Annotated in this window: 16 protein-coding genes; 3 read left to right on the forward strand and 13 right to left on the reverse strand. The window is 37.8% G+C overall.

Going from position 1 to position 17393, the window contains the following annotated elements; all coding sequences use genetic code 11:
• Nucleotides 1-37 precede the first annotated feature (37 nt).
• From ACN0TV_RS09370 to ACN0TV_RS09385, 4 genes are all read right to left on the reverse strand, one after another.
• On the reverse strand, nt 38-1150 hold the full coding sequence (locus tag ACN0TV_RS09370; protein WP_417362371.1) for a D-TA family PLP-dependent enzyme: 1113 nt from the start codon (nt 1148-1150) through the stop codon (nt 38-40).
• A 10-nt stretch (nt 1151-1160) separates the two neighbouring features.
• Nucleotides 1161-1625, reverse strand: a complete 465-nt coding sequence (locus ACN0TV_RS09375; protein WP_417362373.1) for a RidA family protein — start codon at nt 1623-1625, stop codon at nt 1161-1163.
• A 30-nt stretch (nt 1626-1655) separates the two neighbouring features.
• Complete coding sequence (locus ACN0TV_RS09380) at nt 1656-2978, reverse strand: gluconate:H+ symporter (protein WP_417362375.1); 1323 nt, start codon at nt 2976-2978, stop codon at nt 1656-1658.
• Between the two features lie 279 nt (nt 2979-3257).
• Entirely contained in the window at nt 3258-4358 is a 1101-nt protein-coding gene (locus ACN0TV_RS09385; protein ID WP_417362377.1) for an acyltransferase family protein, read from the reverse strand.
• A gap of 152 nt (nt 4359-4510) precedes the next feature.
• On the opposite strand from ACN0TV_RS09385, the gene ACN0TV_RS09390 reads away from it, so the two are divergent.
• Together ACN0TV_RS09390 and ACN0TV_RS09395 are read left to right on the forward strand one after the other, a co-directional pair.
• Nucleotides 4511-4987 (forward strand): regulatory protein RecX, encoded by a 477-nt coding sequence (locus tag ACN0TV_RS09390; RefSeq protein ID WP_417362379.1) that lies wholly within the window; start codon nt 4511-4513, stop codon nt 4985-4987.
• Between the two features lie 231 nt (nt 4988-5218).
• On the forward strand, nt 5219-6403 hold the full coding sequence (locus ACN0TV_RS09395) for an RNA-guided endonuclease TnpB family protein (RefSeq protein ID WP_417362381.1): 1185 nt from the start codon (nt 5219-5221) through the stop codon (nt 6401-6403).
• Between the two features lie 9 nt (nt 6404-6412).
• On the opposite strand, the gene ACN0TV_RS09400 is transcribed toward ACN0TV_RS09395, so the two are convergent.
• The 7 genes from ACN0TV_RS09400 to ACN0TV_RS09430 form a co-directional block, all read right to left on the reverse strand.
• The gene (locus ACN0TV_RS09400; RefSeq protein WP_417362383.1) at nt 6413-7282 is read right to left on the reverse strand and encodes a cupin-like domain-containing protein; all 870 of its coding nucleotides are present in this window, start codon (nt 7280-7282) and stop codon (nt 6413-6415) included.
• Nucleotides 7283-7393: 111 nt separating this feature from the next.
• The gene (gene bioB / locus ACN0TV_RS09405; RefSeq protein ID WP_417362385.1) at nt 7394-8494 is read right to left on the reverse strand and encodes a biotin synthase BioB; all 1101 of its coding nucleotides are present in this window, start codon (nt 8492-8494) and stop codon (nt 7394-7396) included.
• Nucleotides 8495-8641: 147 nt separating this feature from the next.
• On the reverse strand, nt 8642-10411 hold the full coding sequence (locus ACN0TV_RS09410) for a MutS-related protein (RefSeq protein ID WP_417362387.1): 1770 nt from the start codon (nt 10409-10411) through the stop codon (nt 8642-8644).
• 55 nt (nt 10412-10466) lie between these two features.
• On the reverse strand, nt 10467-10661 hold the full coding sequence (gene rpsU, locus ACN0TV_RS09415) for a 30S ribosomal protein S21 (RefSeq protein WP_417362389.1): 195 nt from the start codon (nt 10659-10661) through the stop codon (nt 10467-10469).
• Between the two features lie 124 nt (nt 10662-10785).
• Complete coding sequence (locus ACN0TV_RS09420) at nt 10786-11139, reverse strand: hypothetical protein (RefSeq protein WP_417362391.1); 354 nt, start codon at nt 11137-11139, stop codon at nt 10786-10788.
• Nucleotides 11136-11693 carry a crossover junction endodeoxyribonuclease RuvC gene (gene ruvC / locus ACN0TV_RS09425; protein WP_417362393.1) on the reverse strand — a complete coding sequence of 186 codons (558 nt, stop codon included), beginning with the start codon at nt 11691-11693 and terminating at the stop codon, nt 11136-11138. Before ruvC ends, ACN0TV_RS09420 begins: the two co-directional genes overlap by 4 nt.
• Before the next feature lie 53 nt (nt 11694-11746).
• Nucleotides 11747-12229, reverse strand: coding sequence for a hypothetical protein (locus tag ACN0TV_RS09430; RefSeq protein WP_417362395.1), 483 nt, complete (start codon nt 12227-12229; stop codon nt 11747-11749).
• Nucleotides 12230-12448: 219 nt separating this feature from the next.
• On the opposite strand from ACN0TV_RS09430, the gene ACN0TV_RS09435 reads away from it, so the two are divergent.
• Complete coding sequence (locus tag ACN0TV_RS09435) at nt 12449-13873, forward strand: Gfo/Idh/MocA family protein (protein WP_417362397.1); 1425 nt, start codon at nt 12449-12451, stop codon at nt 13871-13873.
• A 633-nt stretch (nt 13874-14506) separates the two neighbouring features.
• Here ACN0TV_RS09435 and ACN0TV_RS09440 read toward each other — a convergent pair.
• Both ACN0TV_RS09440 and ACN0TV_RS09445 read right to left on the reverse strand, forming a co-directional pair.
• Complete coding sequence (locus ACN0TV_RS09440; RefSeq protein WP_417362398.1) at nt 14507-16405, reverse strand: amidophosphoribosyltransferase; 1899 nt, start codon at nt 16403-16405, stop codon at nt 14507-14509.
• 46 nt (nt 16406-16451) lie between these two features.
• A complete protein-coding gene (locus tag ACN0TV_RS09445) occupies nt 16452-17381 on the reverse strand; it encodes a PfkB family carbohydrate kinase (RefSeq protein WP_417362400.1) in 930 nt (309 codons plus the stop codon).
• Nucleotides 17382-17393 lie beyond the last annotated feature (12 nt).

Here is a 17393-nt window from a genome sequence, read left to right on the forward strand (position 1 = left end):
TCAAATTTTATTGAAGTGAGTTTATTCTAAAACTAAGTTATATGGATATTTTTTGACCTCTTGCACTTACCTTCCATCGTCCTATTACGTGAGCGGATTTAACCACTTGCAAATGCTGATATTTTGCAACTGTAGGACAAATATGTATAGGAAGGGAATAGATTAAATCTCCTACCTTATAAGAACCCCAATCATCTGTATGAAATACAAAATGCTCCTCACTTTGGCTGATTTGTTTTAAATTATCCGCATTTAAAAGTTCTATTCTTGGGAAATTCATTTCGGGTGCAATAGATTTATGGCCCAAATCTGAAGTTAGGGTTCCTTGTGCGGGTTTACTGATAATTCTTGAGAAGAGTACTGCTGCCGGTAACATTTCCATCTCCGGAAAGCGTTTACCATAGCCAGCATCCCACAACAGCACAGTTCCGGGGCTCAGCTCTACCTCATCTCTTAATGCATGAATTGGAAAGCTTGGAGAACCACCTGCAATAATCGTATCTACCGTGATACCTTCTGCTTTAAGTTCATCTCTTAATTGAATTACGCTTTCAAAACAAGCATTACACTGCTTTTTACGCTCTTCAAAATCCGAACCGGTTAGATGACCATCATAGACATGAAATCCCTTTGCTTGTATGGACATATCTTCTACGAGAAATTGATATAATTCCTTGGCCTGCTCTTGAGGAATTATTCCTGTACGGTCCATCCCTACATTTATATCCATCCATAAAGCAACTTTCAAGCCATTTTGATGTGTTATGTCAGCGAGATGTCGAGCGTGTTCTAAATCGTCTACAAGCATAGAATATTTAGTATCTGTATAGGTTTTAACTAGCTCAAAGTACCGTTGCACATTTTGACCGACTAGTTGCATTGCAACAAGGACATCCTCAGCCTTACATTGTCCCAGAAGTTCTGCTTCAGCAATAGTAGCACACTTAAACTTCTGTATGCCATAAGCCTGCTGCATACTAACAATCTCCGCATTTTTATATGTTTTAATATGGGGTCTAAGCCTAGATATATCACCCGCAATGGCAATCATGCGTTTAATATTATGAGTGATCCGATCTGGATAGACCAATAAAGCAGGCGTTGCAATGGCGTCTGCATTCTGAATTTCGTACCAATTTTTTTCCTTCATCACCATTCAATTATTTATGTAATTCAAAAATAGCTTCTACTTCGACTGGAATGTTGTCGGGCAACATCATACCCACAGCACTTCGAACCCCTATTCCATTTTCTGTTCCAAAAACCTCTGCCATTAATTCACTAAATCCATTGATCACAAGGGGATGTTTTCTAAAATCAGGCGTACAATTCACCATACCAAAAACCTTCACCACCCTTTTAATTCGATCAATATCCCCAAAATGAGTTTGAATGGTGGACAGCATGGTAAGTCCCACCTGTCTGGCTCCCTTGTAACCCCCGTCTACGTCTAAATCTTCACCGACCCTTCCAGATATTAGATTACCATCCTCAAGCACAGGCCCCTGCCCTGATACATACAAGAAATTATCAACGACAAGGATTGGACGATATACTCCTGCTGGTTTTGGAGCTGGCGGTAATATAATTCCTAGTTCTGCAATTCTTTCCGATGGTTTTTTCATAGGTGATTTAGTTTTAAATATGAACTCTAATTATACGAAAAAATTCAAAATTAACACCCCTATAAGTCCTATGATTCCCACAGAAGTTTCCATCACTGTCCAAGTGGATAAAGTCTCCTTAACGGAGAGATTAAAGTATTCCTTAAACATCCAAAATCCACTATCGTTTACATGGGATAACATAAGACTTCCAGACCCAATAGCTAGCACCATCAATTCTGCGCTCACACCTTGACTTTGTGCAAGGGTGGAGACTATCCCAGCCGTGGTTAATCCTGCCACAGTAGCTGAGCCAACACACACTCTAATTACTGTTGCGATCAGCCATGCCAAAAACAAGGGAGATAGATCTGAATCTTTAATTAAATCTGCGATATATTCACTGACGCCACTATCGACTAAAATTTGTTTTAAGGCTCCGGCTCCCGCGATGATAAGAAGTATCATGGTGATACTCGATATGGACTCCGTGAGGGAGTTCATCAGTTCGGTCATTTTCTTCCCTCTTGATAATCCTAGGGTATAAATTCCTACCAGTACAGCAATAAGCATTGCAATCACAGGATCACCCACAAAACTCAAGAGTGTAGATCCTATAGAGTTTGGATCTAAAAAGTGATTGCCTATAGTCGAAACACCTATGAGAATAACTGGCAATAGCGCCGTGAGAATACTCACCGTCATTCCTGGTAATTTACTTTTTTCTATAGGTTGTGCATTGTAGAATTCCTTTAATGGGGTGGCATTTACCTTTTGAATCCAAGAAGTTCTAGCCAGCATAGGCCCTGATATTATGATAGTTGGTATAGCTATTATTATTCCATACAATAGAGTCTTACCTATGTCTGCATTAAATTGTTCTACAATTGCTGTAGGAGCTGGATGTGGAGGCAAAAACCCGTGAGTTACCGACAATGAAGTAAGCATTGGTAATCCCACATATAAGAGCGGCACTCTACTGGAAATTGCTACGGTAAATATTAGAGGAATGAGAAGTACAAAACCCACAGAGTAGAACATTGGTATCCCCACAATAAAACCAGTGAGAACCACTGCCCATTGGATATACTTTCTTCCAAACTTCGCAATTAGTTTATCTGTAATTTGTTGGGCAGCTCCACTGTCTGCAACAAGCTTACCCAACATGGCACCCAAACCTAATATAAGCACTAAAAAGCCTAGTGTTCCTCCGATCCCGTTTTGTATCGAGGCCACCACTGAGTCCAGTTCCATTCCGCCGGCAATACCTACAAATAAGGACACAATGATAAAGGTGAGAAAGGCATTGAGTTTAAATTTTACAATAAGCAGAAATAGCAGTAGGATTCCTAGAAGAACAATAAATAAAGGCATTGGTTGGTATTTGGTTTAAGATTAAAAAAACTCACTCCACGAAGGTTTCAATTGAAGAATACATCCGAAAATGAGTCGACTGAACGAGTTGTATAGGTCATCATTTTTCAAAAGCATTACCTTCTCAAAATCATGATAAATCCATACAACTCACACAATAAATATACAATAATAGTTTTAAATATGTACGGAGGAACCCACCCATCTCATTTAGTTAACAATTCTTCTACAAGTATGCGAATTTTAAAACTTTTAAAGTTATTCTTGAAAATGCACTCATTACACTTTTATATAAATTTTCCGTTTATCCATAACATAACCTATGTACCAGAGTATCATCGTAAAGGCAAGTGCAAAGATAAATGACCCGAAATAATCACCCAACCATGACATAAACACATTTTCGGCTATCCAGCCGTAAGCGGTGTTACCGTCAATTCGAATCAAAAACAACAACTTCACAAACAAACCAGAAAGGATATATATGAAGAGTGGGTTCTTCCCCAAAACCTCAAAGAAATAGGTCCAATTCTTTTTGTCCAATATTTCAATACCATAGACCAAAAAGGAAAGTACCATCACGTCTATTCCAACGGTTAATAGCACATAAGAGCTAGTCCATATTTTTTTGTTGATCGGAAATAACAAGTCCCAACTCAAAGCCATAAATACAAGGGTTGCTCCAGCGAGCATTAACAACGCAATGGTTTTAAAATTCTTCCCACTTTGCTGTAGAAACACCCCAGCGAAATACCCAAAGATCACATTCACTATGGCAGGTAAGGTGCTTAACAAGCCTTCTGGATCAAAAGGAATTCCCTCACCGTGGTATAAGTGGTTAGGTCCCAACAACCATAAATCCAATTTTAGAGCAGCGTTGCCTTCCAAGCTATAATCACCCATGGTGTAAATAATTAAATTATAGCCTACTAAAGCGACCACACTAAATATCAAGGCTCCTTTAATTTTCCAGTAGTGAATGACTAAAGAAGCAAAAAAGTAACAAAGTGCAATGCGTTGTAAAACACCAAAAATACGCGTGTCCGCTAAGGCTTTAAGCTGACCATCCCTAAAGAATGGAAACCAGGATAGTAAAAATCCAATGGCAAAGATGATAAAGGTCCTTTTAAATACCTTTTTCAAAAATGCAGATTGTGGCATCTGTTCAAACTTCCGCATACTAAAGCTCATCGCATTACCAACCACAAAAAGGAAAGTCGGAAACACTAAATCAGTAAGTGTAAATCCATGCCATGCTGCATGGTGTAAAGGCCTATATACACTTCCCCAAGATCCAGGGGTGTTTACAATAATCATCAGAAATAAAGTCAGTCCCCGGAGAACATCCAAGGAGAGATATCGTTGTTTTAAAGTGCTCAAAATTAGTTAGGTTTAAGTTTCCCTTAAAAGTAACACAAATTTTCAAAACTACAGCTCCTAATTTTTTACACGACTATACCGCTTACAACTCCCTTCAGCTTTAAATTCAGAAAACTTTTGCAATGCCTCGGCACTTTTTGTTCCTTTACACTATGATTAAAAAAACTGGCTATACCGTTGAAGAGGCGACTAAAAGACTAGAGCACTATTGTGCTTACCAGGATCGTTGTCACAAAGAAGTGGTGGCCAAACTAAGGAATATGGGGATGATTCCAATAGCGATTGACAACATCATAGCTCATTTGATCGCCAATAGGTTTTTAAACGAAGAGCGTTTTTCCAAAAGTTTTGCGCGTGGTAAATTTCAAATCAAAAAATGGGGCAAGATCAGAATAGTTCGAGAATTAAAAGCTAGAGAGATTTCCCGTTTTAATATTCAAACAGCCCTTAAAGAAATCTCGGATTCAGATTACTATGAGACCTTTGATCGCTTAGCCCAAAAAAGAGCAGAACAAATCACAGAAACTAATCCGCTGAAAGCCAAAAAGAAACTAGTGGACTACCTGCTATACAGAGGCTGGGAATCACATATGGTCTACGAAAAAGCAGCAGAATTATACCCTTATTAAAGTTATAAATCAGTGCTTAAATTCCATTGATCATTTCATATCTATAGCGTGTTAACTCCCTTATTAACCTTACTCGGGTTATATTCACCTTTACGGTCAAAAACTTCAACCATATAATACTTCATGTATTTGCCATAAAACAAGATTTATAAAGTGTAAGAATTGTGTTAATGTTCATAACTTTATCATATCTAACAAGATATGCTTTGTGAAAGCTATAATTTTGTAGTAATGAACATGAAACATAAGACATATCGCTTCAGATTGATCCCGAATAAAAAGCAACAAACTCTACTTGCTAAACACTTCGGAAGTGTGCGTTTTGTGTACAATCATTTCTTAAGTGAACGTATAGAACAATATAATACAGAAAAAAAGTTCGACAATTACTTCGCCCAAGCGCGTGTTTTGACACAACTCAAAAAACAATCAGATAAAATTTGGCTTAACGAGGTCAACAGTCAAGCACTAACATTTGCTTTAAAATCTTTGGATACAACTTTTATAAACTTCTTTAAGAAGTGTTCGAAGTTTCCACGTTTTAAATCACTAAACCACAAAAACAGCTTCACAGTTCCACAGTATGGAAAGATTGAAGGAGATCGCATTAGAATACCAAAATTCAAAAAAGGGATTAAAGTAAGGTTACATAGAAAAGTAGAAGGAAAGATTGGTAAAATGACCATCACCCGTACTCAAGCGGGCAAATACTTTGTTTGCATTTTCACCCAGCAAGAAATCAAACAATTACCAAAAATAAAAAAAGCCATTGGTGTTGATTTAGGCATAAAAGATTTTGCAATTACCTCCGATGGTAAGAAATTCAAAAACAACCGTTATACTAATAAATATGCACTTCAATTAAAAAAAGCACAAAAACACCTTTCTCGTAAGAAAAAAGGCAGCAATGGGTTTGAAAACCAAAGACGCAAAGTTGCCAAAGTTTATGAGAAAATTTCAAACAGTAGATTAGATAACTTACATAAGGTGAGCAGCGAGCTGGTTAGGGATAATCAAATAATAGTTGTTGAGAATTTAAATGTAAGGGGTATGATTGAAGACAAAAAGTTATCCAAACCCATTACTGATGCCAGCTGGGGAACTTTTTTAGAGTTATTACATTATAAATGTGACCATTATGGTCGTAAACTCATAAAAGTAGACCGGTTTTTACCCTCCTCTAAAATCTGTAATGCGTGTGGATGGATAAATGAAGATTTAAGCCTTGCCGATAGAGAATGGACTTGTGGCAATGGTCATCACTTAGACCGTGATATAAATGCAGCAAAGAACATCCTAAAAGAAGGGTGGGAAATATATCGGCAGGGACTGTCGATTACAAAGGTGGAGGAGAATTCAGTCTACTACAGTAGCACATCCTATGAAACCCCAAGCCTATCTATCGCCTCGGCGTAGACGGGTAGTTCACTTACCCCAAATACCCAAATCTTGGTGCGTCCGTCTGATCGCTTGCTCATTTTTATGATCGATCCAATCTTGGCCTTTCCAACGTCGCATGAGGTTATCAAAATGACGCATCACTAACACATTGTATGCAGCTTTAGCAAAATGTATTGGCTTTTTGGGCAAGGAACGAAGGCTCATAGAAAATCCAGGAGTCACATATTTCATATAATGCCAATAACCTTCTGGCATGTAAAGCATGTCTCCATGTTCCAAGTGCGCTATATATCCATTAGCCTGTTTTAAAGCTGGCCAGAGATCAAAATCAGGATTATCAAAATTTATATCCTCTCTTGATATCAATGAATGCGGGACCTTGTACATATACTTGCTTTGGTCAGGTGCAAAAAGTACACATTGTTTTTTACCGTGAAAATGAAAGTGAAGTATATTGGAATAATCTATATCAAAATGCATAAATACCTTGGAGTTCTCCCCTCCAAAAAACAACATCGGAAGTTGCTTGACGAGCTTAATGCCCAATTCAGGCCATTTAAAATCCTCTTGTAGCGAAGGAACTTCCTTCATGAGATTAAAAAGAAAAATCCGATAGTTCGTTGGCTCCTTTTCTAATAAATCAATGTAATCCCCCATTTTCATTTTTGCATGAGGTTCATTGAAGCCATCCTTATGGGTTACTGGACGATCATCATATAAAGGAACTATTTTGTCTTCAGCTACTTCTCTGATGTAGTCAAGGTGCCATTTCTGATAGGCAGGCCAGTCTTTAGTTATATTCGCAACCACTACCGGCTTTTGCGGCTTTACATAATTAGCGACAAATTCTTCTTCAGTAATCGTTTCTAAACGGGGTATTTCTCTTAGCTCCATGTAAACACAAACTTTAAAAAACAACCACAAAGTTACAATTTGTTTTCTATAACAAGAATCATATTACAATAGGCAATTATATATTTTGCAATAACTTAAGAATTTTAAACCTTAAACTACCTTACTTTCTTTACCCTTTTGCTTGGCAACTTCGTTTCTGTCGATAGTATGTCCTGGACGAGTCCATCTAGGGTTCTCTCCTATCTCTTTGAATTGTGATTGTTCAGCTTCAACACTTTCAGGTTGCGCTTTCTTCACAAATGGTCTTTGTGGTATTAATCCTAATTTTTCGAACATCGCCATATCCTCATTAACGTCCGGATTGGGTGTAGTCAAAAGCTTATCTCCAGCAAAAATTGAGTTGGCTCCAGCGAAAAAGCACATGGCTTGTCCTTCTCTACTCATTTGGGTACGTCCTGCAGATAATCGAACCTGGGTTTGTGGCATAACGATACGTGCAGTAGCAACCATACGAATCATATCCCAAATTTCAACAGGCTCTTGTTCTTCCATGGGGGTTCCTTCAACGGCAACTAAAGCGTTAATTGGAACGGATTCGGGTTGCGGATTAAGCGTAGACAATGCCACTAACATCCCAGCTCTATCTTCTACCTTTTCTCCCATACCAATGATTCCTCCACTACAAACCGTTACATTGGTTTTACGAACATTGCCAATAGTCTCTAAACGGTCCTCATAGCCTCTAGTTGAGATAACTTCTTTATAATAGTCCTCAGAGGTGTCTAAGTTATGATTGTAAGCATATAGGCCTGCCTCAGCTAAACGCTGCGCTTGGTTTTCAGTCAACATCCCAAGGGTACAACACACTTCCATCTCTAATTTGTTGATCGTACGTACCATTTCTAAAACCTGATCAAACTCGGGGCCATCTTTTACATTTCTCCATGCAGCTCCCATACATACACGTGAACTACCAGCTGCCTTTGCTCTGAGCGCTTGTGCCTTAACATGTGGCACAGTCATCAAATCATTTCCTTCAACATCTGTGTGGTATCTAGCGGCTTGTGGACAATACCCACAATCCTCTGGACACCCCCCAGTTTTTATCGACAGCAATGTTGACACTTGGACGGTATTAGGGTCGTGATATTCCCTGTGTACACTAGCCGCTTGATATAGCAGCTCCATTAGAGGTTTATTATAGATCTCTAGAATCTCTTCCTTGGTCCAATTATGTCTAGTTTCGTTCATAGGTCAAATTTTTAAGGTTTACTTTTCTATCGTAAAAAGAAAATCACGCTATGGGGTCAAAAATAGTAATTTGAATTTTTAAAACTCCCATGTCGATGTTTTTTTATATATAATCGCCCCAAGTTGTTACAACTAATTCAGGGCTCCTCATATAATTCCCATAGATTGAAGCAAAAAGTAAGCATTCATATTTTCACATTTACCTTGCTTTAAGGTGTAATCGAAGCTCAGGTTCCCCTCTTCGATAAAGGCCTCAAAGAAATAATTTTTAACCTGAGAATAATCTATCGCTAGTTCACACAGACTCAAATCGTGGGTCGCAATAATACCAGTGGATTTTGAAGAGGTTAACTTTTGAATAAATTTCTTTGAACCTATTTCTTTATCCTTGCTGTTGGTTCCTTTGAGGATCTCATCAAGTACTATAAAATAGCGGTCCTCATGAACCCTATCAACAATGTACTTTAATCGCTTAAGCTCCGCGTAAAAATAGGAGGCATCCTCCGCTAGAGAATCAATAGTACGCATGCTGGTTATGAGCTTGATAGGATTGTAGGAGCTCTTTGTAGCGCATACAGGAAGTCCTGTATTTGCCATCATAATATACAGGGATACTGTTCTTAAAAATGTACTTTTTCCAGCCATGTTCGCTCCCGTGATAACAAAGAACTGTCCTTTGTCAATGTCAAAGGTGTTTGAAACAAGCTTCTGCTCCCTAATAAGAGGGTGTCCCAAATCTTCTGCCTGTATGACTCCAGTGAACTCACTCAGGGTCGGAAAACTGTATTTAGGATGATTAAAAGCAAAATTCCCTAAAGAATTATAGGCATCATAAAAGGAGACCACATCAAACCATTTTTCAACAGAGTTTTTGTGTTCGAATATCCATTTTTCAACCTTATAGGCATTGTATATGTCCAGCAATAGAAATCCGTTACCAGCTATAGACACAAAAAGATTGTTTCGCTGTTCCAAAGCATCCAAGGCTTTGGCAAATTTTTTAATAATAACGGAAGTTGAACTGGAGTTGTTGACTAATACACCTTGCTGTTGTTTGAGCAACTCACTCTTAAAGCTCGTTTTTTCGATTAAGCCAATAAGTAGTTCAAATTGACGGAAACTATCCTGTACGGCATCAAGTTGGTTAGACAAATAACTGATTCGTTTAAAAAAGAATCCCGTGATAATCAGACCTATAATAAACCAGTACATCAACATATTACTTGAGACAACATCAAATGAACTCAGTATTAAAAGCACAATAGATCCAATTGAAAATAGCAGTGGAAGTTTGCGAATCACGCCTTTCACAATTGGCTTGTGCTGTTGAAGACAATCTTGTATTACCGAGTTGGGCAGCTCTGTCTTTACCAAGGCAGCAATCGCAGTGAATTCCTGTCTCCACTCAGGCATATCAGCAAGTTCCTTTATCGCCTGTTGTTTCAGCCTAATATCCTGATGGCTATTGGCTGTAAAAATACCTGCAAGCTTTGTTCTCCCCTCTGCAGTTGCAGTACGATTAGCGTATTGAAAAAAACTTCGGTCACCAAACAGATCGATATCATGACTAAACTCGTGCAATGGATCACTAAACTGAACTCCGGTTTCTAAAAAGTCAAATTTTTTATCTAAAACCTTTAATTCCGTCTCGTTGATCTCTAGTAGCTTCTCTAGTTTTTGCTTTAAGCCTCTCTGGTTCTTATACTTTATCACCAAGAACAAAAACAGCACTAACCCAACAGGAAGCCCAATACTGAGCTGTGGTAACCGCCCCCAAAATTGATAGACTACAGCGATACATGCTAAAAAAGAAAGCAGTCGCAAAAAACCTAATAATCGTAGTTTTTTTTGTACTGCTTTAATTTGTTCCCCATACTGCTTTACGCATTGGATATAAAAAGATTTTGGTTCAGACATTATCAAAATAATTAAGCGGTAAATCTACTCAAATATTTTGTAAATCCCTTTCACCCTACTCTTCTAAAGAACGTAAATACTGTTCTTTGTACTGAGCTTTTTCTAGTTTTTTTCTTTTTAATTCAGAAGGTTTAGAATAGTATTGTCTATCCCTCAGTGTATAGAGCACTCTTGTCTTTCTATATTTATTTTTAAACCTTTTTAATGCCCTTTCGATATTCTCACCTTCTTTAACAATAATTTTTAACATAGATAAATTTTAGATTAAACTTCCTTATTTTATAATATAAGAAATTAAACTCCAAAAGATGTTAAAGTTACTTTAAAACTATGTATTTAAAGTATTTAAGAATCAGTCTAAAATACGTGACAGTTTAGGTATTTCGCTTTTTGTACCATATCTTTTCATATTCCCTTTTTAATATCAGAAAAACCACATTTTCTGTCAGAGCAACCAAGTCACTTCCATCCAGAGCTTTTATCTGGTCCTCTGAAACATCCACGATATATAAAAGATTAAGATAGTCCGCGAATTTTTGATTGATGCAATGGAAAACAAGTTCGCACAGATCATTCTTTAATGCAGCTGGAGAAATAGAATCCTCAAATTCACAATCCAAATTAGACAATTTCAAATCTTTGTTAATTTGGGCGATAAGATCTATATAATTTTCCCCATTTGTTGCGGCCTGCAGTACTTCATGAGTGTTTTGATATGACAGCATCATTTTTTAATTCTAGATTCATTCTGCTTGATAAAGGAGTCCCAGCCAGAGTAACTCTTGGCTACCGTAGTAGTTCCGCTGTTGTAAAAGTGACAAACAGCCGCTGCCAAACCATCAGTTCCATCCAAATTATCTGGTAGCTTCTTCAAGGTTAATTGATTCTGTAACATGCGAGCTACCTGCTCCTTACTTGCATTCCCATTTCCTGTTATGGCCATTTTGATTTTTTTTGGCGAATACTCCGTTATTGGAATTTGTCTAGAAAGTCCAGCTGCCATTGCCACTCCCTGTGCCCTACCTAATTTCAACATAGACTGCACGTTTTTCCCAAAAAAGGGTGCCTCTATGGAAATCTCATCAGGGTGATGGGCATCGATGAGATAGATGGTGTGTTCAAAAATTTTTTGCAGTTTTAAATAATGATCAGTGTATTTCTTCAGTATCAACTCATCGATCTGAAGAAGTTCCATATGTTGTCCTGTACATTTAATGAGTCCGAACCCCATTATTGTAGTTCCTGGATCAATTCCTAATATGATACGCTCTTTATTGGACAATATTAAAAGATTTAATGTTTAGTTTTATGACAACGAAGTTAGCCATTCTTAGACTAAAATGTTCCAGCTTTTAAAATGATTGGCATCTGAATTTTCATATTCACCGGAATATCACGTTTTAAAGCAGGATATACTTTGGGTAAAGTTTCTACGCTATGTGCAATTAAGGTATCTATTTCAGGAATTTGCTCCGCTATTCTTTTGGACTTTTTGATTTGAAGTATGGTTACCTCTCCTTGCTTTCCAATTAAAAGCTGCACCCTTAGGGTATCATTTAAATTTTGATGAACGACCAAACTTTGCTGTTGTAGTGATTTATGAAAATGTTGATTGAATCCATTTTGAAAACAGCGTTTTTGTTCCTCCCTTGACAAGGTTTCATCGCAATTCTCAAAAAGGGGATATCTGTCTACATCATTCCAATTTATAGTATCCAATTCTTTTTGAATTAATTCTTCTTTGACTTCCGTTTTAGAAGCCAGCCAATTACAGGAAATTAAGAGTAAACAACAAAAAAGTACCCCAAACCTTTTCATATTAAATTCTTTGAAACTGAAAAATACAATTTTTTAAAGGATAAAGTCCCAACGGCAGCCGAAAATCAAATCTAATTTTTTTTCATTACGACATGAACAGTGAATCCACCACACACTTTCATCCCAAAATTGATTTATACCATTTCAGAATTAATATTTTTTTACGTACCTTTTTGCTTTCTTTTCACTAATAAAACGATTTAAACTTAAATAAATACGATGAAACGTAGAAACTTTATCAAAAATGCAACTGCAGTCGGCAGCGCCTTGTATATCGTCCCTTCCCATGTTCTCGGCGGGAATCATATTGCTCCCAGCGACACATTATATGTGGCAGCCTTTGGAGTAGGAGGCAGAGGCGCTGCTGTAATCAACAATTTACACGATACCAGACAAGTTAAATTTGTTTCCCTATGCGATGTCGATCAAAGAAGCGCCGCAGCAACTTTTAAAAAATTCCCCAAAGCAAAGCAATACAAGGATTTTAGAAAAGTCTACGATAAAGAATTAAAGAACATAGATGCTGTCATGGTGGCCACACCAGATCATACGCACGCTACTATAGCATTGCCGTTTATGAGAGAAAAGAAGCATGCCTATGTCGAGAAACCACTTACGCATAATATTGCGGAAGCACGTTTAATGGCTCAGGTCGCTAAGCAGCAAGGAATTGTTACCCAGATGGGTAACCAAGGAGGTTCTTCAGATGGTGCAAGGACCACCCAAGAATGGTTGGAGGCAGGAGTGCTTGGAAAAGTTAATCGAGTCGATTGCTGGACAAACCGTCCTGTATGGCCTCAAGGCACAAGACCTTCCCCTGAAGGAGAACCTATACCAGAAACCTTAGATTGGGATTTATGGTTGGGACCCGCCGCTCAAAGACCGTATAATTCGGCATATCTACCATTCAAATGGCGCGGATGGTGGGACTTTGGGACAGGAGCATTAGGGGATATGGGATGTCACATTATGGAAACACCCTTTAGAACTTTAGGTCTTGGATACCCTAAAGAAGCCGAGGCAAGCTGTACAACAGTATGGTCAGGGGATTTTGTGGAAGCTGACTACAGCGATTCATGCCCTCCCTCATCCATTGTTAGACTTAAGTTCGATCACAAGACATATGGGGAAATAGCCTTAAACTGGTATGATGGCGGTATCATGCCTGATATCCCAGACCACCTCCAAGAAGGTGAGAGTATTGGCGATTCGGGAGGTGGCTCCATATTCTATGGTGAAAAAGGAGTAATGGTCACAGATGCTTATTCAGAAAACCCAAGAATTTTAAATTACTATAAAGACAAGGTCGGTGCCCTTCCTGTAGAAAGATTAAAAAGAATTAAAGGTGCCGTCGGTGGACATTATAATAATTGGGTTGAAGGCTGCTTAAAAGGGACAGAAACTTCATCTCCTTTTGAATATGCTGGCCCATTAACCGAAGCTGTTCTTATGGGAAATCTAGCGATTAAAGCGTTTCAATATAAAGTTTTAAAAACTGGAAAAAAACCGGGTGATTGGGATCCATATACTTATCCAGGAAGAAAGAAAATCCTTTGGGATGGTCAAAACATGAGCGTAACAAACTACCAGGATGCCAATAATTGGGTGAAGGGAACTTATAGAGAAGGCTGGGAACTAAAATAGCCAAAAACTAAACTATGATTAAAATGCATTCTACGGAATGCATTTTTTTGTAAATAAAAAGGGTGGAATAAATCCACCCTTTTTGCCCCAAATCTTACCATGAACTTAACCTACTTATGCTATGGTATCGTAAAAGTACTATATTTAAATGTATTTTCAAAAATTTTTTAGATATAATATCCTTTTTATCAGTTAAAAAGCCACTTAAGGTCTTTAGCATTATAATGGGAGTGTTGAGAAAATAAGAAGTATCGTAAAATAAAAAAGGTGGATTAGATCCACCTTTTTTGCCCCAAATCTTACCATGAACTTAACCTACTTATGCTATGGTAGTACAAATATAAACCCTTCCTAGATTGTGTCTCTATATATCAGACATAATGCACGAATTTTAGATCAATGACAAAAAATGTTGATAACTTAAAAGTATATAATCGCTGTGATGCGAATTCGAAGAGGAAATACTGGAAAATAAAAAAGGTGGATTAGATCCACCTTTTTTGCCCCAAATCTTACCATGAACTTAACCTACTTATGCTATGGTATCCCAAAGATAAGGTTAAGTAGTTATTTTTGCGTTAACAATCAGTTAAATTACATAAATTAACGTTGAACTGTATTTTGCCTATTCTACTAGTACGCTCTGCCTTGTACACCTTCATAAAAATTCATAAACGCTCTATTTACGACCCTGTTGCCTCCTGTTGTTGGATAATCTCCAGTGAAATACCAGTCCCCTAGATTTTTAGGACATGCAACGTGTAAGTTGTCGACAGTTTGATAAATGATTTTAACCGTTGCCTTCATTCCTTCTGGACATAAAAGCTCTGAAATTTTATCTGAAATCTCTTCATTAGTAAACGGCTCATAGAATTGTTGTACTGAATTCTTAACCTCTTCTGGTGCCATGTCTACTTGGGCTTTACATTCCTGGTAGATTTCTTCTACAATTGATTCGGTACCACGATCCTTGTGAAGGCTAAGTGTTGCTCTAAAGGCAATAAGGTCCTCCAATCGAGCCATATCGATACCATAACAGTCTGGATAGCGTATCTGAGGAGCAGATGAGACTACCACAATAGCTTTAGGATTAAGTCGATCTAGCATACGTAAAATACTTTTCTTAAGTGTAGTCCCTCTAACGATACTATCATCGATGATCACCAAATTATCTGTAGGTTTTACAGATCCATAAGTGACATCATAAACGTGGGTAACCAAATCATCACGACTACTGTCTTCAGTGATAAAAGTACGGAGTTTAACGTCTTTAATAGCTACCTTTTCTACACGTGGTCTACTAGAGAGTATTTCATGAAGTCGTTCACTGGTCAATGAACTTCCTTCTTTTAATATAACTTCTTCTTTTCTTTTGTTCAAATAATCCTGTGCTTGTTTAAACATCCCAAAAAACGAAGTCTCAGCTGTATTTGGAATATAAGAGAAAACTGTATTCTCCATATCACCATCAATGGCCTTTAGTATTTTTGGAAATAACAAACGGCCAAGTTTTTTACGTTCCTGGTAGATTTCTGAATCACTCCCTCTTGAAAAATATATTCTTTCAAAAGAACAAGCCTTGCGCTCAAGTGGGTCAAGAATTCGTTTTGTCCTAACAGTTCCATTCTTTTTAATTATTATGGCTTTCCCAGGATCGAGTTCTTGGATATCCTCAAATTCAACATTAAATACGGTCTGAATCACTGGGCGTTCTGAAGCCACTACCACTACTTCATCATCTTGATAGTAATAGGTCGGACGTATACCAGCTGGATCGCGAAGTACAAATGCATCACCATGTCCCAATAACCCAGCCATGGCATAACCACCGTCAAAGTTTTTGGCGGCTTTGCGAAGTATCTTTGCCACATTCAATCGATCTGCTATTATAGGTGAGGCTTCCATCTTATTATAGCCCTCCTTTTTAACTTCTTTATAGAGTTTGGCTACAGCATCATCCAAAAAGTGTCCAATCTTTTCCATAACAGTAACGGTGTCCGTCATCTCTTTAGGGTGCTGTCCTATACGAACCAAATTCGAAAACAATTCATTGACATTGGTCATATTAAAATTTCCAGCAACAATTAAATTTCGATGCATCCAGTTGTTTTGTCTTAAAAATGGATGGACACTCTCAATACTGTTTTTTCCAAAAGTACCGTAACGTACGTGACCCAACATAAGCTCACCTACGTAAGGCATGTGTCGTTTTTGCAACTCAGTATCATTTTGATACTCGGGATGCTCAGAAAGCTCCTGGTTGATTCGACTATTAATTTGAGTAAAAATGTCCTGTATGGGTTGCGCCTGATTGGATCGTATGCGGCTCATATAGCGTTCGCCAGGTTGCATATTCAATTTAATGCTAGCAAATCCAGCACCATCTTGCCCCCTATTGTGCTGCTTTTCCATCATCAAGTACATTTTGTTTATTCCGTAAAATGTACTCCCATATTTATCCTTGTAGTAATCCAAGGGTTTTAACAGTCTAACTAAGGCAATCCCGCATTCGTGTTTTATAGCGTCACTCATGAATTATGTAAATAAAAAGCCCCGATACTATCAGGGCACATTTGTTTTATTTTGAAAGTTCTATGTCGAACTGTGTTAGTTTCTTAAATTGTTCCAATCTTCTATAGATGCTCATAGTCTCCAAATTCTGAAGCCTTTCAGTTCCAAATTTTTCAACACAAAACGATGCCAGGTTCGATCCTTGAATTACGGCATTTTTCATGTTCTTAAAACTGTAGTCTTGAGTTTGTGTTAAATATCCTGTGAATCCACCTGCAAAGGTGTCTCCTGCTCCTGTCGGATCAAAGACCTCTTTTAGAGGCAAGGCTGGAGCAAAGAATACTTCTTCATTTTGAAATAACAAAGCACCGTGCTCACCTTTCTTTATCACGATATATTGTGGACCCATCGCATGTATTTTAGCTGCTGCTTTCACCAATGAATACTCACCAGAAAGTTGTCTTGCCTCTTCGTCGTTAATCGTAATCACATCCACCTTAGCAATTACCTCTAACAACTCATCTAAAGTATTATCCATCCAAAAGTTCATCGTATCCAAAACGATTAATTTTGGCCTTTGCTTCATCTGTGAAATAACACTTAATTGGACGGAAGGATTTAAATTTCCTAACATTAATACTTCCGCATTCTTATAATCTTCAGGAACAACAGGATTAAAATCAGCTAATACGTTTAATTGGGTTTCAAGGGTGTCTCTAGAATTTAGATCGTTGTGATATTTCCCTTTCCAAAAGAAGGTTTTACCGCCTTGAACGATAGTAATAGCACTAATATCTACTCCATTGTCACTTAGTAGGTCCAAGTACTCCTGCGGGAAATCCTCCCCTACAACAGAGACTATGGCGCTTTCAACGTTGAACTTCGAGGCTGCAAGGGCTATAAAAGGAGCAGCGCCGCCTAGGATCTTATCTGTTTTACCAAAAGGAGTTTCAATAGCATCAAAGGCTACACTTCCTACAATTAACAATCTTCCCATTCAAAATTTTTT

Source organism: Galbibacter sp., assembly GCF_048266365.1.
In the GTDB taxonomy this organism is placed as follows: Bacteria; Bacteroidota; Bacteroidia; order Flavobacteriales; family Flavobacteriaceae; genus Galbibacter.